Consider the following 17064-nt stretch of genomic DNA (forward strand, 5'->3'; position numbering starts at 1 on the left):
TTTGACGTACAAAGGGAAGCATGAGCCTGTTCATATTGCGGCAAGGACGAAATGCATACCGGCCCTTCCTTCCCCTTGAGGGGAAGGTGTCGGCGCCAGCCGACGGATGAGGTGACCCCGACGCAGTCGGCAACAACACAGTATCGGTCGTAGACCGATACCTCATTCACCACCGCTTCCGCTCACGTCTCCGCTATGCCGAGAACCCGGAAGCCACTCACAGCGCCGCGAGCGCGCGTTCGGCGATGTGTTCCGGCGTGAGTCCGTAACGTTCGCGCAGCGTGGCCAGTGGCACGCGGTCGGTGACTTCCTTACGGGCACCGAAGTTGATCACGCGCATCGGAGTCGTACGGATCGGCTGCGTCTGGTCCGTCCGACCGTAGTATGAGGCGATCTTCTCGCCCCAGCCGCCCTCGAGCTGACCGTCCTCAACGGTCACGACCACCGTGTGATCGGCGCGCAGCGCGTCGAGCGTGGCGACGTCGATCGTGGAGAACTGATGCGGGTTGATCACCGTGGCCGTGACGCCGCGCGCGTCGAGTTCGCGAGCGGCGGCCTCCGCGGTGGGGTAGGCGTCGCCGAGGCCGATCAGCGCGATCTGCGATCCGGCACGCGTGACGGTGTACCGCGCCCACGGGTTGCCGACGGTCGGTGTGACGGTGATGTCGCGCTCGTCGTGCGCGCCGACGCCGGCGGTGTTCTCGCCGATCGTCGTCGTGCCGCCGAACGTCGGATATCCGCCCAACCGTTCCGCAGCGAGCACGTCGTTGCCGGGCATGCGGATCGCCACGGGGCGTGCGGCCGGTCCGGTCGACCAGGCGAGCATGTCGAGCAGTTCGCGGCCGCTCGTCGGCGCCAGGCAGGTCAGGCCGGGAACGTTGCCGAACATCATGATGTCGCCCGCGCCGGAATGCGTGTTGTCGGTGCCGGAGATGCCGCCGCCGAAGATCAGCAGCGTGCCGGGCGCCTGGTTGAGCGCGAACTCCTGATGGATCTGGTCGTACGCGCGCTGGAAGAACGTGGCGCTCGTGGCCAGCACCGGCGTGCCGCCCGCACGCGCTACTCCCGCGGCGAATGCGACGGCATGCTCCTCGGTGATGCCCGTGTCGAGATAATGCGCTCCGGCCGCGGCACGCCATTCGCGGGTGATGCCGTTCGAACCGGGCGTGGCGGGGGAGATGACCAGCAGGCCCGGCTCGCGGTCGAATCGTGCGGCCAGCGCGTCCATCGCCATCATGCCGTACGTCTTGCGCGCGTTAAGGGGGGATCCGGCCGCGGAATCGGGGTTATGCCAGTGGTTGCTCTCCACCGACCCCTCCTCATCGCCGAGCCCCTTGCCCTTGAGCGTGTGGATGTGCACCACGATCGGATGGTCGATGTTCTTCACCTCGTCGAACGCGCGGACCAGCGCGGCCACGTCGTTGCCGTCCTCCACATACCGGTAGTCGAGTCCCATGGAACGGAACAAATTGCGCTGCGCACGGCCTTTCGATACACGCAGTTCCGCAAGATCGTCGTACATGCCGCCATGATCCTCGGCGATCGACATCTCGTTGTCGTTGAGCACGATGATCAGATTGCCGTGCAGTTCGCCCGCCTCGTTGAGACCTTCGAACGCCACTGCGCTGCTGAGCGCTCCGTCGCCGATCAGCGCGATCACATTGCCGCTGCCGCCCATGAGATCGCGGGCCTTCGCCATGCCGCACGCCAGCGAGATCGACGTGCCCGTATGCCCCAGCACGAACGGATCGTGCGCGCTTTCCAACGGATTCGTGAAACCCGTCACGTCGCCGAACTTCGACGGATCGGTGAACGCCTCGCGACGACCGGTGAGCATCTTGTGCACGTAGCTTTGGTGGGAGACGTCGAAAATAATGTGGTCGCGCGGCGAATCAAACACGTAGTGCAGAGCGATCGTGGCCTCCACCAGGCCGAGATTCGAGCCGATATGCCCACCGTGGGCGTGCGAATACGTGAGGAGCGCGCGGCGGATCTCGTCCGCCAGATCAGGCAGTTGATCCACGGCAAGATGCTTCAGATCGCTCGGACCGTTGATCCCCGCCAGAAAATCGCTCATCCCTGCTCCTTCGCTGCTCGCGCGTCGCTCGTCTTCCAAAGGCGAAAGCATAGCCGAAACCATGCGACCGATGCATCTACTTCGTACGATACCCCCAACATCTCCGTATCACGGGTGTTTGCGTTGGGCCCGCGTGGGCGTGTCTGGCACAGTTTGCCGTGTGCCGGCGGCACAATGAATACGACGACATGCCGAGCGAAAGGGAACGCCAATGAAGGCCGTATACGCGAACGATGTGAACTACGACGATCCGCTGTCCGTGCTGGAGGTGGGGGAGAGGCCCGAGCCTACGCCCCGCGAATACTGGTCCACGATCAGCGTGAAATCCGCCACCGTGAACCACCACGACCTGTGGTCGCTGCAGGGCGTGGGCCTGTCCGCCGCGCAGACGCCGATGATCCTCGGCACCGACGCCGCCGGCATCCTCGACGACGACATCCCCGTGCGCAAGGGGCTCAAGGCCGGCAGCGAGGTCGTGCTGTACACGTTCGTCGGCACCGACGGCAACGGCGTGGCGCCGGGCGAGAGACGTACCATCCTGTCCGAAAAGTATGCCGGCACGCTCGCCGAGAAGACCCAGGTGCCCAGCGCCAACGTGTTCGCCAAGCCCGCGAACCTGAGCTTCGACGAGGCCGCGGCGCTCGGCACCAGTTGGTTGACCGCCTACTCGCTCGTGTTCAGCGCCGCCGGCGTGAAGCCCGGCGACACGATCCTCGTGCAGGGCGCAGGCGGCGGCGTGTCCACCGCGGCCATCCAGCTCGCCCACGCGGCCGGACTCGAGGTGTTCGTCACCTCCCGCAGCGAGTCCAAGCGCGACCGTGCCGTCGCCCTGGGCGCCGACGCCGCATTCGAACCGGGCGCCAGGCTGCCGCGCAAGGTGGACGCCGTGATCGAATCCGTGGGCGCCGCCACATGGTTGCACTCCGTCAAGTCCGTACGCCCCGGCGGCACGATCGCCGTGTGCGGCGCCACCACCGGCGACCAACCCGGCGCCGAACTGACGCGCGTGTTCTTCCAGGACATCCGCGTGCAGGGCGTGACCATGGGATCGCGCGACGACTTCGCCCGTCTTCTGCGCTTCGTCGAGCACGCCGACATCCACCCTGTGATCGACTCCACGTACGCGCTCGCCGACGCCCCCGCCGCCTTCCGCAAGGTCCTCGACGGCGACGTCTTCGGCAAGGTCGTCCTCCACGTGTGAACGTGCCAGCGTGTGAGCGGCGGCATCGCCGCGGCGATACGGTGGTTGTTTTCACTGCGTAAAAACGGGTCACCTCATCCGTCGGCTGCGCCGACACCTTCCCCTCAAGGGGAAGGCGGCACATTTCGGGATAAGCTTCACTGCGTAAACCCGGCTTCCCCTTGAGGGGAAGCTGTCGAGCGAAGCGAGACTGATGAGGTGCCCCGCCGTGCGACGAGAACGTGTCGCCGCGTCGCCGCTGTCGGTGCCGCTGCTCGTCGTCGAACCGTCGATTACGAATATTTGATCGGTTTTCACAAACGCCGTTTATACCGATCCGGGAGGAAGCCGGGAAATCCTTGCAATCGCAACGGTCATTCATGCAACGTCCAGCGAACTTTCCGGCATCTTCCCGCGACATCCCGCGCGTGCGGCTGGAAACCATGACCGAAGTTCACTACGATCGCAATCAGTAAACGTGTGTGAAACAAGCTGACGAAACCTGCGATGCTTGCGCTGCGGGCGACGACCTGCACGGCAGGCGATGCCGGAACATGCCGGAGCGAACGCCAGCGATGAACGTCGAAACGACGGAATGGAAGGGGAACTCCCGATGGTCGATGCGATAGTCTTCTCCTCGGTAACCAAGACGGTGCTGACCGCGGACGGTCCCAAGTCGCTGATCAAGGACGTGAATCTCAACTTCGAGACCGGTGGCATCTACGGCATCATCGGGCTCGGCGGCGCCGGCAAGTCCACGCTGCTCAAGCTCGTCGACCACACGCTCACCCCCACCTCCGGCACGATCAGCGTGTTCGGACAGGACCTCGGCGCACTCGACGAACGCGGCCTGGCCGCCGTCAAGGCGCAGATCAGCAAGGTGGGCGTGTTCCCCGACTTCGACCCCGAGCGCACCATCCTCGAATCCGTGGCCATCGCCGCAGGCGAGGACCCCGAGGCGCGCGAGCCCGACGAGAAGGCGCGCGCCAAGGCGTTCCGGCTGCTGCGCGAGGTGAGCCTGCGCTCGCAGAAGGACACCTACCCCTCGCAGCTGTCCGGCGGCGAACTGCAGCGTGCGGCCGTGGCCCGCGCGTTCGCATCCAGCCCGCGCATCGTGCTGCTCGACGAGGTGACCGCCGCGCAGGACCACATTGAAAGCCTCGACATTCTGCGACTCGTGCAGCAGTTCGCCCACGAATCCGACGCCACCGTGCTGCTCGCCACGCACGAGATCTCCGCCGTCAAGGAGATCTGCGACCACATCGTGGTGCTCGACCGCGGCCTGGTGGTGGAGGAGGGTGCCACGCACGCCGTGCTCGCCGACCCGCAGGCCGCACAGACGCGCATCTTCACCCAGTCCGCGTCCAGCCTCGGCAAGGTGCAGACCCTGCTCGACGGCCATGACCCGGTGGTGGACCTGCGCCCTGGGCAGAAGCTCATCTCCCTGCGCTACGTGCACGAGGATGTCTCCGAACCGCTGGTCTCGCTGGTCACGCGCAAGTTCGGCATCGACGTGAACATCATGCTCGCCGACGTGCAGATCGTGGGCAAGCATCCGATCGGCGGCATCGTGGCGGTGTTCGAGGGCCCCGAACGCAACATTCGCGACGCGATCACCTTCCTGCGTTCCAAGAAGGTGCGCGTGGAGGTCCTCGCCGAGAACTGACGGCGGTCGGCGTTCCCGTGGCGCCGCACGCTCTGAGGCATCGTACTCCCTCCACGGGGGCTGTCAGGGCTGTACGTTCGCAAGGATGACTGGCGTCGTGCTCCCTCCACGGGAGGGAGCTGTCATGCCATGCATGACTGAGGGAGGGCTACTGGCCGAACCGGATGCACCCTTCCTTCCTGATGCTTGGTTCCCGTTTTCCCCCGCCGTGCGTACAGTGGTGTCTGTTCTTATGGGTCCTTGAACGGGAGGTTCGACATGGCCGAAAACACGCCGCTGGTAGCGGTTGTTATGGGTTCTTCCAGCGATTGGGAGACGATGAAGCACGCTTGCGAAATGCTCGATCAGTTCGGCGTTCCGTACCACAAGCAGGTGATCTCCGCCCACCGCACGCCGGAGCTCATGGCCGACTTTGCCCACTCCGCGCGTGAGAAGGGCTTCCATGTGATCATCGCCGGTGCCGGCGGCGCCGCGCACCTGCCCGGCATGATCGCCGCGCAGACCACGCTGCCCGTCATCGGCGTTCCGGTACGCTCCCACGCCCTGTCCGGCTGGGATTCGCTGCTGTCGATCGTGCAGATGCCCGGCGGCATCCCCGTGGCCACCACGGCCGTGGGCAACTCCGGCGCCACGAACGCCGGCCTGCTGGCCGTGAGCATCCTGTCGACCACCGACGAGCGTCTGGCCAAGGAGCTGCAGGAGTACCGCGATGGTCTGAAGAAGAAGGTGGAGGAATCGAATGCCCAGCTTGTCTGAGGAAACCAACGGCGCGGTCAAGATGCTGCAGCCCGGCGCCACCATCGGCATCGTCGGCGGCGGACAGCTCGGCCGCATGATGGCCATCGTGGCCAAGTACCGCGGCTTCCGCATCGGTGTGCTCGACCCGACCCCCGACTGCCCGACCGCACAGGTGGCCGACTTCCAGGTCGTCGGCGAATACGACGACAAGACCGCCATTCACGATCTGGCCGAGAAGTCCGACGTGCTCACCTACGAGTTCGAGAACGTGGACGCCGACTCCATCGATGAGGTGCGTCATCTGGTCGCCGCCCCGCAGGGCACTGACCTGCTGCGCGTCACTCAGGACCGCATCAACGAGAAGACGTTCATCAACGAGCACGGCATCGAGACCGCCCCGTGGCGTGAGGTCAACGACTTCGACGAGCTCGAGGCCGCCATCGACGACCTGCACTACCCGTGCGTGCTGAAGACCCGTTCCGGCGGCTACGACGGCCACGGCCAGCATGTGCTGCGCAACGACTCTGATCTGGAGAAGATCCGCGCCCGTGGCGATCGCGGCGGCGGCTTCCCGCCGAGCATCCTCGAGGGCTTCGTCGACTTCGCGTTCGAGGCGTCGATCCTGGTCTCCGGCAACGGCAAGGACTATGTGACGTTCCCGATGGTGCGCAACGATCATCGCAACAACATCCTGCACATCACCGTTGCCCCGGCCGAGGTGAGCGATGAGCTGCACGAGCAGGCCCGCGACCTTGCGCTGCGTCTGGCGAAGGGCTTCGAACTGGCGGGCACACTCGCCATCGAGCTGTTCATCACCAAGGACGGTCGAGTGGTCGTCAACGAGCTGGCGCCGCGTCCGCACAACTCCGGCCACTACACCATCGAGGCGTGCTCCATCGATCAGTTCGACGCGCACATCCGCGGCATTGCCGGCTGGCCGCTGCCCGAACCGAAGCTGCTCAGCCCCGCCGTCATGGTGAACGTGCTCGGCCAGCATGTGGCGCCCAGCCGCGCGCTGATCGCCGACCACCCCGAGTGGAACGTGCACGACTACGGCAAGGCGCAGGTGCGTCACAACCGCAAGATGGGCCACATCACCGTGCTCACCGACGACACCGCCCGCACCGTGGCCGATCTCGAAGCCACCGGCGTGTGGGACGACCTGAAGTAGCCGAAGCATTCAGGTTCATTACCGTTCGCCCGGCTCCGGGTACGTTTGGTTTCCTTGCCGAAACACAACGTGCCCGGAGCCGGGCGAATGCGTACGTTCCGTTATTGTTGGCGGACATGACGTAATCGAATCTCCGGTCACGGTTACGTTGCGGTGCCTATGTGTGATGAATCGTAATCGAACCTGTTCCCACGGTTACGTTCTGTCATGGAAGCGAAATGGACCGTAACCGTAAGATCGGTCGGAGGAGTGGAACGCATTGGATGCCGCGCTCGACAGAAAGGCCCCGGACCGCAATGGATAGCACATTGCGATCCGGGGCCTTTCCGGTAGGAAACGAGAATGGATGAGGTTCCGTTCGGCGCTCAGCCGCGCTTCTTGACCAGATCCTCGGAATCCTTGTCCAGCGTGGCCATGATGGCGTGCTGGGCGTCCTTCACGTAGCCGAAGCCGCCGGCCTTGGAGAACGCGGTCTTGGCGGCCTCATCCTCGGAGACGGAACGGGTCACGCGGGCGATGGCGACCAGCACGTTCGGCAGCTGAGAGTCGGGCGCATCGTTGCCCAGCTCACCGTAGAACCGGATGGTCTCCACGTCGTTCGGATTGGCGCCATTGGTGGGAGCGGCCTTCAGTGCTTCCACGATGCCGCCGAGATACTGCTTCATTGGATACTCTGTTGGAATGCTCATGGCTCTCATGGTAGGAGCGTGCCCGCTGGCTGTTAAGCGCGGATCGCCACTGTTTTACCAATGGCAAACCACCGTTCACGCGCCATTGATCCGGGGTAAAATCCAAATGGGGCGTATACTTCTTTTTTCTCCGGTCTCTCCGTTCTTTTCCGGCTGCATTCGTATTGGCGAATGCCTATCCTCGAGTTCTGTGCACATTTGAAGATGCTGCCGGCATCTATCCTCGAGTTCTGTGCGCCCAATCGGCGAGTCGCCAGATATGGTCGTTGCGATTGCAACGCGCATACCTGCGATAGTGGTGATATGCCGCACAGAACTCGAGGATAGATGTCGGCGGGGGTGCGGATTCCGCACAAAACTCGGGGATTGCGCTCGATTCGGCTTCGGGGACAAGTGAGATTTCCCGGGTTTGACGAACGCGATGGGCGGATGCCCGAATGCGGCGATCACACGCCATGTAACTTGTTACAGAAAAACAAGGAGCCATCGGCTTGCTTCAAAACCTATATTCCGTTGTGATTCCAACGATTAACGAAGATTTCACCCACTTTTTGAAATCGGTTTCTTGCTGATATCGTTCTGAATTGTCACCGAACGACGATGTCGTCGGACGCCTGTCGGGGAAGACAGGTGGGAAATGAGCATGAAGGAGTGTTGTCATGGCCGCACAATATGTAAGCAACGGTCCGCACCGCGGAATAGCGGATGAGGATCAGCCGAAGTTCCCGTGGAAGCCGGGACTTGGTCTGCTCTTCGGAGGAGCGGGATGGTATTGGGCGGGCCAGGCCGTCAACGCCGTGCTGCTGCCCGCCAAGATCGGGCAGATCGACCCGCAGGGCAAGGTGGCCATGGTGGCCATTGTCTCCACGGTGACCATGGTGATCTCCATCTTCGCCGGCATCATCGGCGGCGCGCTTTCCGACATGACTCGCACCCGCTTCGGCTCCCGAACCCCGTGGATCGTCGGCGGCGTGATCGTGGGCACCGTTGCACTGCTGTGCTTCGCGTTCACCAGCCATGTGGCCGTGGTACTGGTGTCGTGGTGGGTGTACGCGGCCGTGTACAACGCCATGCTGGCGGCCGGCTGTGCATGGCAGCCCGATCAGGTGGCTCCCCGCTGGCGCGGCACCGCGTCGTCGCTGTATGGCGTGGGGCATCAGGCCGCGCTGCAGGGCGCCCAGGTGGTGGCCGCCCTGTTCGTGACCAACATCCCCACCGGCGTGATCATCTCGCTGGTCATCGGCGACGTGCTGTCGCTGCTGTCCGTGGCCGTGTGCCGCGAACCCTCCAACACGGACGTGCCCCGCGAAAAGTTCACGATCAGTGCCGCGCTCACCAACTTCCTGCCTCCGAAGGATGGCGGCCGCGACTACTGGCTGGCCGCACTCGCCCGCTTCCTGTGGATGGTCCCCGGCGGTATCGGCACCTACCGTCTGTACACGCTGACCGACTACATGGGCCAGTCCGAGGCCGACGCCGGCAAGTGGATGAGCTTCATGGCCCTGCTGGCCGTGATCGCCGCCGTGAGCTGCGGCATTATCGCCGGCCCGATCGCCGATAAGTTCCGCAGCATCAAGATTCCGCTGGGTGTGGCGATCCTCACCGTGGGTCTGCCGTGCTGGCTGCCGTTCTTCATCCCGACCCCGGTGATGTACACCATCTACGTGGCCGTCTCCTCGCTGGGATCCGGCGTGTTCAGCTCCCTTGACCAGGCGATCATGACCACCGTGCTGCCCAACCCGAAGAACGCCGCCAAGGACCTCGCGTTCCTTAACTCCTGCGGTGTGGTCGGCAATCTGTGCGCCCCGCTGCTCGCCGGCTGGGTGATTCACACCTTCGGCTACGCGGGTCTGTTCCCGATGGGCTTCATCGTGCTGACGCTCGCCGCCATCTGCGTGTTCTTCATCAAGAAGGTGCACTGATCCGGCTGATCGAGCCGATGGCTTGCGATTGATTCCGTGACTGATGGCCGTGGGGTCGCCTGGAGACAGGCGTCCCCATGGCCATCGTCGTTTTTTTTGGGGGGGGGCGGGTGAAGGACGGTCTGTTGTGGGATGGGATCCCTCCCTCTGTCATGACGTGCGTCATGACATCTCCCTCCCATGGAGGGAGAACCCCGGAGTTAGACGTGCTCCCTCCTGGGGAGGGAGCTGTCAGACGAAGTCTGACTGAGGGAGGGGCCCAACACCTCTTACCGATTTCTCGCGGAGCAAGCAGCCTCGCTTCGAACCTAGCTTTTTCCTACCGCTTCTCCGCCGGCGGGGCGATGGAGTCGCGGAGGATGAACCGCGACTCGAACGTCGTATGCAGATTGGGACTGCCGGGGCCGGGTTTTTCGAAGACCAGTTCGGCGGCGCATTGCCCCACGGCCCGGAACGATGGTCGGATCGTCGTCAGCGATGGCGTGACATCGGCGGCGAACGGGATGTCGTCGAATCCCACGACGGACAGATCGTCCGGAATGCGCAGGCCGAGCCGCTTCGCAGCCCGATACACGCCGATCGCGATGTCATCGGAGAACGTCATCACGGCGGTCGGCCGTTCATTCGGCCGCTCGATGAACCGTCCCAGCAGCTGTTCCGCGGCTCGGCTCCCGTCCGCGGTGATGCTTGGACACCGGGCGATCAGCGAGGGGTCCACGGGAATCCCCTCGCTCTCAAGACCCCGCCGATATCCATCCACGCGCCGGCGTGCCGAATCCTGGTCCCAGTCGCCGATGAAGGCGATCCGGCGGTGGCCAAGCATCGCCAGATTATGCACGGCGCGGCTCACCGCCATGGTCTGCTCGTACGAGACCGTGGCGACCTGCGGCAGTTGCGGAATCTCCGGCCTGCATAGCACCAGATACGAGCCGATCGACCGCAGCGCCTCATCATACCGGCGGATCCGCTCGACGTATTCGGGGGAGCCGTCCCCTGATTTGCCGAAGATCATGCCCGTGGCGCGCTGCTGCATGTACATGCGGATGAGCGCGCGTTCCTGGCGAATATCCGGCCCCGCGGTGTTGGCCGTGAACATCGCCCCGTGTCTGGCGGCCGTCTGCTCCATGCCGTCGATCACGTCGCTTTGCGTGCCGGACCTTGCGAACGTGATGTAGACCAACAGCCGCGGTCCGATGCCCATCATCGACTTCGCCAGCGTGTTGACGGTGTAGTGCAGGTCCTCGGCCGCCTGCAGCACACGCTCCCGGGTTCGCTCGCTGACGGACCCCTTGCCGTTGAACACCCGCGACGCCGTGGCGGCCGACACCCCGGCCTCCCGCGCCACATCCCGCAGCGTCACGCCATCCGTGCATCGGGGGCCTGGACTGTGCCGTCTTGTCATATCTGCTGATTGTATCTCGTTGGAATCGGTTTCGAACGATATAAAAAAGAACATTCGAACCACGCTGTCCGAATATTCCTCAAAAATGTGCTCGAACGGATCGGGAATCCGATCGGATATGTGCCTGCTGCTGGAGAACGGTTCTCAGCGGCTCTTGGCGATATCGATGATGGTGTCGTTCATTTCCTTGCTGCCGGCACCCATCGTGCTGGCCATCTTGGCTGCGCCGTAAAGAGCCATTCCGCGCATCATGGAGTTCATCTTGATCATGATCATTCCTTTCTTGGAGTGTGAAATCTTTTTCGTGCTGGTGTGAACCGGGGGAGAACGTTGGGTTTCGAGTGCCGTGGTTTTGGTGGACTTTCAGCCTTTTGAATCCCTGTTGTGTTCATCACAGCACCTTCACCATAACGCATGAAACCGATTTCAGCAAGTGGTGTGTTGGAGTTTGCCTGCCCTCTCATGCCGCACTATCGAGTTCGGGTGTCGCACCGGAGGCTGCCGGGGTGGTGTCTTCGGGCAGAACATTGGGCTGTATGAACTGCCCAGGCTGGCCTGCCCGAGCTGAACTGCCCAGGCTGGCCTGCCCGAGCTGAACTGCCCAGGCTGGCCTGAGCAGGCAGGCCTGCCAAGCTGACCGGTCTATGGGATGAGGGATGACAGCGCTGGCGTGACTGCACTGGAATGACCGAGCTGGCACGACTGCGCCGGGATACCCGCGACCTGGGATGACCACGCTTCCGGTCATACTGACGACAGTCCTGATGCGCGAAAGGGGAATGTCATGTCGGAAACGGAACGCACGCTGTACATCGGATCGCATCTGTCCACGGCCGGCGGCTGGGGCAAGCTGCTCGACCGTTCGCACAAGGAGGACGGCACCGCGTTCGCGTTCTTTCCGCGCTCGCCGTACGGCAAAAGGTCGAAGTCGCTGACGCCGGAAGGTGCGGCCGGCCTTGCCGGAAGTCTCGTGGCCGAACAGTACGGTCCGTTGGTGGCTCACGCGCCATACGTGTACAACTTCGCCGCCAAGGACGAGGCCAAACGCGAGTTCGCGGTCAACGCGATGATCGAGGATCTGCGGCTGCTGTCGGCGATTCGCAAGGCCGGCCAGCCGATCTATCTCAACGTGCATCCCGGTGCGCACGTGGGGCAGGGGAGCGAGACCGGCTGTCGGCTGATCGCCGAGAGCCTGAGCCGTGTGCTGATCGAGCTCGGCGAGGATGATGCCGTGGTGCCGATCCTGCTGGAGACCATGGCCGGCAAGGGCACCGAATGCGGCCGCACCTTCGAGGAGATCGCCACCATCATCGCCGGTATTGAGGGGCGTCTTGCCGAAGCGGGTGTTTCCGCCGTGTCGCGGGAGTTTGGCGAGCCGCTCGTCGGCGTCACGCTCGACACTTGCCACGTGCTCGACGCCGGCTACGATCTGGTGAACGATTTCGACGGTGTGCTCGCCGACTTCGATCGCGTCATCGGGCTCGACCGGCTCAAGGCCATCCATGCGAACGACTCAATTAACGGACTTGGTTCGCACAAGGACCGCCACGCGAACATCGGCGACGGCGCGCTCGGCCTGCCGTTCTTCGAGCGCATGGTCAACGACCTGAGGCTTTCAACGCTCCCGATGATCCTCGAAACCAAGGAGCTCACCCCGCAGACTCACCGCGACGAGATCGCCCTCATCCGCAGCTTGCGGCACTAGCGATGTCTGCTCCCCTCAGTCCGCTCTCCTCAGTCCGCTACGCAGACAGCTCTCCTCAGCGAGGGGGCCGAAGGTGCTGTTCCTGATCGCCTGTACCGCTTGGCTCCCCTCCCTGAGGGGAGCTGTCAAACGAACGTCTGACTGAGGGGAGCATGTGCCGGTCAGTATCGTGACGCTCCCTCGGTCGGTGTGACGTGCATCGCGTGGCTCCTCTCTCCGAGGGGAGCTGTCAGACGAACGTCTGACTGAGGGGAGCCGAAGATTAGACCCGAGATCTTGCCATTACCGCCGTGATCGTCAGGTCGGCGGCCATGATCGCCAGCATCATTCCAGCTCCGATGAGAGCGAGAATGCGTCCGCTGCCCGACTCCTGCAGCCCGCTCTGGTCGTACATCGGCCACGTGACGGCGGCAGTGCTCGCGCCAGGTCCCGGTCCATATTCGCATTGCACCTCGCCCACGGCATTGACCCTCGGATGAATGTACCGTGCTCCAAACGCCTGTACCTGATCCGATGTCGTATCGCCGGACATCGAAGCGTCATTCCCGTCACCCGTCACGGCATTTCCCAACGCCTCCAGCACCGCAGCCTTCTCCGCCGTGTGTGAAACAACGGGTGACGAATCCTTGTCGAGAACGGTCTCACCCCGCCATGCGGTCAAGCACATGTCACCGGTCTGTGAGGGCAGCATTGCGTAGGCGTTCACGCCCATCAGCATGATCAGCGTCACAGCAGCGAAGAACAGACAATGGCACATGCGCCCGATGAACGTCATTGTTTCACGCAGTGCATGTGCAGCCGAGCCGGAAGAAATCTGAGTGCCCTGTGGGCCCGAGCCATGAACATCCCGAACCGTCGATCGACGAACCCACGTCATCCGACACAACGTCACGAACAGCACGACCGCAGCAATAACTACCACGCCGGACGCAACCATGGACGCCGCCGGTATCCACCATCCCGCATTCGACGCGAACGTCACGACGGACCCGTCGCCGGAATGAACTGCACAATCTACATCAATTCGCGGCGATGGCAATGAGAACAATTTCCCGCCGCCGATCATGTCGCCGATCCTCGTCACGCGCACCCGGGCCTCGCCCCACCGCGTCACCGTCAGTGCGCCGGAGCCTCCCTGAGTAGCGGTCGTGAAGCTCGACTCCCCGCACGCCTCGAGATTGGAGACGTTCACCGCGCTCAGCATCGTCGCAGCATAAGCGATCAGGCCCAGAACCAGCGCCGCGAACGCGCCCAGGACCGCCATGCCGCCGCCTGTGAGATGTTTGCTGTGCCGGGTGCGTGTTTGCCGCACCGTATTCGTGAAATTCGCTGCCATGCTGTCCCGCCCCGCAACATTGCTTCCGTCATATCGATGTGATGCCGATTGTAATGCGGTGGAAGAAGGGAATTGTGCTCCGGGCGGCCGTTGCAAAATAATCAATACAAAATAATCAATACAGGGTAGAAAACCTGTCCGGATTTCATTCTCCGGAACCCCGTATCAGTTGCCGAACATAACAAAAAAGCGACCTCATCGGTCGCCTGCTTGGTAATAAATGAGAGTCGTACGCGGACGCCGTTGGCCGCATACTGTCTCTGTTCTTCTTCTCTGTTTTCGGATTTTTTTGTAAGGTTCCGAAGTTCCTCATCTAGCCCGGATCAGCGCTCGTCGTTGCTCATGGCAGATTCGGCGATCTGCTGGTAGGTGCGACCGTTGTAGGCGGTCAGCGAGGCGGCGCCCATGAGGGCCATGGTCTTCTTCATGCTGTCCTTGAAGCTCATTGTTACTCCTTGATTGATTTGATTGACGTTTGGTTGTGTTTTGTTATGCGTTGTTCGCGTTTGCGCGGGGGAGAGGCGTTACCGCTGGATTCAGCGGGCGTCGTTCTCGAGGCTGCGCAGGGTGGCGAAGATTTCCTTGCTGGCGGACGGGGTGGCGGTCATGGTGGAGGCGCCGTACAGGGCGAGGCCGCGGATCATGCTGTTCTTGAAGCTCATTGTTGTTCCTTACCTTGTGAAGTTTGATGTGTTATTGGTGCTGTTGATGGTTCAGCGGGCGTCGTTCTGCAGGTCGACCAGGGTGTCGGCGATGGCCTTGCCGGCAACCGGGTTGGAGGCCAGAGTGGAGGCGCCGTAGAGGGCCATGCCGCGCAGAATGCTCTTCTTGATGTTCATGATGTTCTCCTTGTTGGAAGTATTCGATGTGTTCTGTTATTCGGTTGTAAGTCTTTGATGTCCTGCGGTCTGCGGTGTGCTTTCGTTCGTTCCTATCCGTGACTCTGCAGGAGCGAGGGTGCTCAGCGGGTCTCGGCCGCGCGAGCCAGATCGATGACCGTCTGGTTGGCCTTGCTGTAGGAACCGGCCATCACGGAAGCGCCGTAGAGAGCCAGGCCACGCATCATGCTGTTCTTCATGTTCATTGCTGTCTCCTTTTTGCTTTTGTTGTCCGCCTTGCTTGGCTGACATGATTAACCATAGACCACCTGCGCAATTTGCGCAAGCGCTGGCGCAACGGAACTTACCAAGTGGTTGGTATTCCGCCGTTTTGTCGGCGTGTCGCGGATTGGCGATGATGTTTCCTTTGTGTTTCAAGGGATTTGAGCGGATTGTGAAGATGGTTGTGGACGGGATGTGAAGGCTCACATGGGATCAAACATGCATGGTGTTCGATTTTCTTGGTGCGATCGAGGGTGATGCTTGAGACAGCGTTGCCGCTTTTGCTGCGCTTGAATGATCCGGAATGCGCGTGGAATAAGCCGGTGGTGCTGCCGGTGGCTGCTTCTACTGCGATGGCCCGGAGTATGTGTGGGGATGAGGTGGCGGGCGTGTGGGTCGCGTTCGTATGGACGCTGATCTGAAGTGCGCAAGGGAATGGGGTGGTCGGGGGATTTTAGGTTGTAAAGGGCGTGGTGTTGTTGCCGGGCTGGGGCTTGCGGGTGGGTGATATGGGTGACTGCCGGTGGTTGCTCCTGCTGCCGGATGTAGCCGTGCCTTGGTTTTCCATGGTTCGTCTTGGTGGAGTGCCGTATGGGGGCTGTTGACTTGCTGCCGTTGGCATGCGGTGTGAGGTGACGCGGTCTTGGAATGTTCGATTGCTTTGTGAGATCTACCTGTGATGTGTGTGGAGGTGGGTGGGCTGTCGGTCTCGCCGGCCGTTGCGATGTATGCGAATGAAAGACGGGTGAATATGGGATGTGGAAAGGCGGACGCCGTTGTCCGTTTCCTGATTCGAGATATTCCCGGGGTTTGCTCGATTCCGAGTCCTATGACCGTGCCGGATGACAAGGAGCGAAAAACATCAAACGGTCGAAGGGGTCATGTGGCGTCGGAAGAGTGTCGGTCGATTGGCCTGATCGGTCGGATCGATCGATGCTAGCCGCGATTCGTGGCTGCTGTGGACTGAAGCCGATCCCGACTCAGCGCTGGTCTTCGTGAGCCAGATCGATGACGGTGTCCATGAGGTGGCGGTTGGCCATACCCGCGTGTGCGGTGGCGATGGAGGATCCGTACATGGCGAGTCCGTGCAGCATGCTCTTGGTGATGTTCATGATGTTCTCCCTGATTCTGATCGGTGCTGTTGGGGCTGCCGGCGTGTTGTCTGGCTGTGGAATCATCCCAACTTTGTTAGCGCTCACAATTATATGACAACAGCACGACGTTCAGGGCGAAATCGGGTATCCGGTACTGGGGCCTTTGGCGGCCGGATGCTTTCGGCGCTGGCGGTCTCGTCGTGTCTGTCCGGTCGGAGCTGATATGCCTTGGCCATATGCGGCTTCCCTTGCGGGTGCGCAAAAGTGACGTCATGGAGCAGATGGGCCTTGCGGCTGGAGTGCTTCTTCGATCGAGTGCGGAGGCTTGGTTATCGGCGGGCTACGGAGCTAACAGCGATGCCGGGTCGTACAAGGTGGGAGGCAATCTCCAAGTTCTGAATGGATTTTGCGATCTGCAGACATCAATCTCCAAGTTCTGACGTTTCAAAAGCTCATATGCGAAGTAGGAGCCTTGGAATTGCAGTCGTCCTACTCCGGGTATGGGGAATTTTCACTTCAGAACTTAGAGATTGGTGTCTGCAAGACCCCGAAATCACTTCAGAACTTGGAGAATGCTCCCCGATGAAGGCGAGTCAAGCGGAATTTGGGGTGTCAATGCCTTGCCGGCAGGCAATCTCCGAGTTCTGAGTGGATTTCCATGGGTCGCAGACACCTATCTCCGAGTTCTGAGCGGAATATTCCCCGTATCCGGAGTAGCGCGGTTGAAATTCCAAGGCTTCTACTTTGGGAATGGGCTTCGGGGCGCTCAGAACTCGAAGATTGATATTCGCAAGGCTTCGAAATCCGCGCAGAACTCGAAGATAGCCTCCGTTGGAGCATATATCCGCGCGGAATTCCGACGTCGGATTCCGCGTGGCGCCAGAACTCCGGGTTCCGAGGTCGATATGAAGCATGAGGCCGATATGAAGCATCCTAGAGGGGCCCGTTTCTTTAGTGTGATCACACTAAAGAAACAAAGGCGGT

The 17064-nt window shown here is 62.0% G+C and carries 17 protein-coding genes; 7 read left to right on the plus strand and 10 right to left on the minus strand.

The genetic code is table 11. The features are described 5' to 3' along the window. Positions 1-217 precede the first annotated feature (217 nt). Positions 218-2077, minus strand: coding sequence for a 1-deoxy-D-xylulose-5-phosphate synthase (locus Tam10B_RS03880; protein ID WP_093959954.1), 1860 nt, complete (start codon positions 2075-2077; stop codon positions 218-220). A 211-nt stretch (positions 2078-2288) separates the two neighbouring features. On the opposite strand from Tam10B_RS03880, the gene Tam10B_RS03885 reads away from it, so the two are divergent. The 4 genes from Tam10B_RS03885 (at position 2289) to purK (ending at position 6832) form a co-directional block, all read left to right on the plus strand. Then, positions 2289-3278 (plus strand): zinc-binding dehydrogenase, encoded by a 990-nt coding sequence (locus Tam10B_RS03885; protein WP_093959955.1) that lies wholly within the window; start codon positions 2289-2291, stop codon positions 3276-3278. A 592-nt stretch (positions 3279-3870) separates the two neighbouring features. Continuing rightward, a complete protein-coding gene (locus Tam10B_RS03890) occupies positions 3871-4923 on the plus strand; it encodes an ATP-binding cassette domain-containing protein (protein ID WP_158214122.1) in 1053 nt (350 codons plus the stop codon). A gap of 258 nt (positions 4924-5181) precedes the next feature. Further along, a complete protein-coding gene (purE, locus tag Tam10B_RS03895) occupies positions 5182-5679 on the plus strand; it encodes a 5-(carboxyamino)imidazole ribonucleotide mutase (RefSeq protein ID WP_093959957.1) in 498 nt (165 codons plus the stop codon). Next, positions 5663-6832, plus strand: a complete 1170-nt coding sequence (gene purK, locus Tam10B_RS03900; RefSeq protein ID WP_093959958.1) for a 5-(carboxyamino)imidazole ribonucleotide synthase — start codon at positions 5663-5665, stop codon at positions 6830-6832. Before purE ends, purK begins: the two co-directional genes overlap by 17 nt. Positions 6833-7197: 365 nt before the next feature. On the opposite strand, the gene Tam10B_RS03905 is transcribed toward purK, so the two are convergent. Further along, positions 7198-7521 carry a hypothetical protein gene (locus Tam10B_RS03905; RefSeq protein WP_126030791.1) on the minus strand — a complete coding sequence of 108 codons (324 nt, stop codon included), beginning with the start codon at positions 7519-7521 and terminating at the stop codon, positions 7198-7200. A 659-nt stretch (positions 7522-8180) separates the two neighbouring features. Between Tam10B_RS03905 and Tam10B_RS03910 the strand changes: the two genes are divergently transcribed. Further along, a complete protein-coding gene (locus Tam10B_RS03910; RefSeq protein WP_093959960.1) occupies positions 8181-9443 on the plus strand; it encodes an MFS transporter in 1263 nt (420 codons plus the stop codon). A 319-nt stretch (positions 9444-9762) separates the two neighbouring features. Here Tam10B_RS03910 and Tam10B_RS03915 read toward each other — a convergent pair whose 3' ends face one another. Together Tam10B_RS03915 and Tam10B_RS13695 are read right to left on the minus strand one after the other, a co-directional pair. Further along, a complete protein-coding gene (locus tag Tam10B_RS03915; RefSeq protein ID WP_158214123.1) occupies positions 9763-10803 on the minus strand; it encodes a LacI family DNA-binding transcriptional regulator in 1041 nt (346 codons plus the stop codon). 186 nt (positions 10804-10989) lie between these two features. Then, positions 10990-11115: a hypothetical protein gene (locus tag Tam10B_RS13695; RefSeq protein WP_269843566.1), complete on the minus strand. Its 126-nt coding sequence runs from the start codon at positions 11113-11115 to the stop codon at positions 10990-10992. 514 nt (positions 11116-11629) lie between these two features. On the opposite strand from Tam10B_RS13695, the gene Tam10B_RS03920 reads away from it, so the two are divergent. Then, positions 11630-12550, plus strand: coding sequence for a deoxyribonuclease IV (locus Tam10B_RS03920; RefSeq protein WP_093959962.1), 921 nt, complete (start codon positions 11630-11632; stop codon positions 12548-12550). Positions 12551-12812: 262 nt separating this feature from the next. On the opposite strand, the gene Tam10B_RS03925 is transcribed toward Tam10B_RS03920, so the two are convergent. The 5 genes from Tam10B_RS03925 to Tam10B_RS13715 all read right to left on the minus strand — a co-directional run bounded on the left by Tam10B_RS03925 (position 12813) and on the right by Tam10B_RS13715 (position 14970). After that, positions 12813-13886, minus strand: coding sequence for a hypothetical protein (locus Tam10B_RS03925; protein WP_093959963.1), 1074 nt, complete (start codon positions 13884-13886; stop codon positions 12813-12815). A gap of 323 nt (positions 13887-14209) precedes the next feature. After that, positions 14210-14332 (minus strand): hypothetical protein, encoded by a 123-nt coding sequence (locus Tam10B_RS13700; protein WP_269843567.1) that lies wholly within the window; start codon positions 14330-14332, stop codon positions 14210-14212. Positions 14333-14422: 90 nt separating this feature from the next. Beyond that, positions 14423-14548, minus strand: a complete 126-nt coding sequence (locus Tam10B_RS13705) for a hypothetical protein (protein ID WP_269843568.1) — start codon at positions 14546-14548, stop codon at positions 14423-14425. A gap of 51 nt (positions 14549-14599) precedes the next feature. Then, positions 14600-14725 (minus strand): hypothetical protein, encoded by a 126-nt coding sequence (locus tag Tam10B_RS13710; RefSeq protein WP_269843569.1) that lies wholly within the window; start codon positions 14723-14725, stop codon positions 14600-14602. Between the two features lie 122 nt (positions 14726-14847). Next, a complete protein-coding gene (locus tag Tam10B_RS13715; RefSeq protein WP_269843570.1) occupies positions 14848-14970 on the minus strand; it encodes a hypothetical protein in 123 nt (40 codons plus the stop codon). Positions 14971-15243: 273 nt separating this feature from the next. On the opposite strand from Tam10B_RS13715, the gene Tam10B_RS13215 reads away from it, so the two are divergent. Further along, positions 15244-15408, plus strand: coding sequence for a hypothetical protein (locus Tam10B_RS13215; protein WP_158214124.1), 165 nt, complete (start codon positions 15244-15246; stop codon positions 15406-15408). A 558-nt stretch (positions 15409-15966) separates the two neighbouring features. Here Tam10B_RS13215 and Tam10B_RS13720 read toward each other — a convergent pair. Further along, positions 15967-16098, minus strand: a complete 132-nt coding sequence (locus Tam10B_RS13720) for a hypothetical protein (protein ID WP_269843571.1) — start codon at positions 16096-16098, stop codon at positions 15967-15969. Positions 16099-17064 lie beyond the last annotated feature (966 nt).

Source organism: Bifidobacterium vansinderenii (assembly GCF_002234915.1).
Classification (GTDB): Bacteria; Actinomycetota; Actinomycetes; order Actinomycetales; family Bifidobacteriaceae; genus Galliscardovia; species Galliscardovia vansinderenii.

Bases quoted from the DNA above. Each gene is read 5' to 3' on its own strand.
- purE (WP_093959957.1), top strand. From the start codon at position 5,182: ATGGCCGAAAACACGCCGCTGGTAGCGGTTGTTATGGGTTCTTCCAGC.
- Tam10B_RS03910 (WP_093959960.1), top strand. From the start codon at position 8,181: ATGGCCGCACAATATGTAAGCAACGGTCCGCACCGCGGAATAGCGGAT.
- Tam10B_RS13215 (WP_158214124.1), top strand. From the start codon at position 15,244: ATGCTTGAGACAGCGTTGCCGCTTTTGCTGCGCTTGAATGATCCGGAA.
- purK (WP_093959958.1), top strand. From the start codon at position 5,663: ATGCCCAGCTTGTCTGAGGAAACCAACGGCGCGGTCAAGATGCTGCAG.
- Tam10B_RS13710 (WP_269843569.1), bottom strand. From the start codon at position 14,725: ATGAACATCAAGAAGAGCATTCTGCGCGGCATGGCCCTCTACGGCGCC.
- Tam10B_RS03920 (WP_093959962.1), top strand. From the start codon at position 11,630: ATGTCGGAAACGGAACGCACGCTGTACATCGGATCGCATCTGTCCACG.
- Tam10B_RS03880 (WP_093959954.1), bottom strand. From the start codon at position 2,077: ATGAGCGATTTTCTGGCGGGGATCAACGGTCCGAGCGATCTGAAGCAT.
- Tam10B_RS13705 (WP_269843568.1), bottom strand. From the start codon at position 14,548: ATGAGCTTCAAGAACAGCATGATCCGCGGCCTCGCCCTGTACGGCGCC.
- Tam10B_RS03890 (WP_158214122.1), top strand. From the start codon at position 3,871: ATGGTCGATGCGATAGTCTTCTCCTCGGTAACCAAGACGGTGCTGACC.
- Tam10B_RS13700 (WP_269843567.1), bottom strand. From the start codon at position 14,332: ATGAGCTTCAAGGACAGCATGAAGAAGACCATGGCCCTCATGGGCGCC.
- Tam10B_RS03905 (WP_126030791.1), bottom strand. From the start codon at position 7,521: ATGAGCATTCCAACAGAGTATCCAATGAAGCAGTATCTCGGCGGCATC.
- Tam10B_RS13715 (WP_269843570.1), bottom strand. From the start codon at position 14,970: ATGAACATGAAGAACAGCATGATGCGTGGCCTGGCTCTCTACGGCGCT.
- Tam10B_RS13720 (WP_269843571.1), bottom strand. From the start codon at position 16,098: ATGAACATCACCAAGAGCATGCTGCACGGACTCGCCATGTACGGATCC.
- Tam10B_RS13695 (WP_269843566.1), bottom strand. From the start codon at position 11,115: ATGATCAAGATGAACTCCATGATGCGCGGAATGGCTCTTTACGGCGCA.
- Tam10B_RS03885 (WP_093959955.1), top strand. From the start codon at position 2,289: ATGAAGGCCGTATACGCGAACGATGTGAACTACGACGATCCGCTGTCC.
- Tam10B_RS03925 (WP_093959963.1), bottom strand. From the start codon at position 13,886: ATGGCAGCGAATTTCACGAATACGGTGCGGCAAACACGCACCCGGCAC.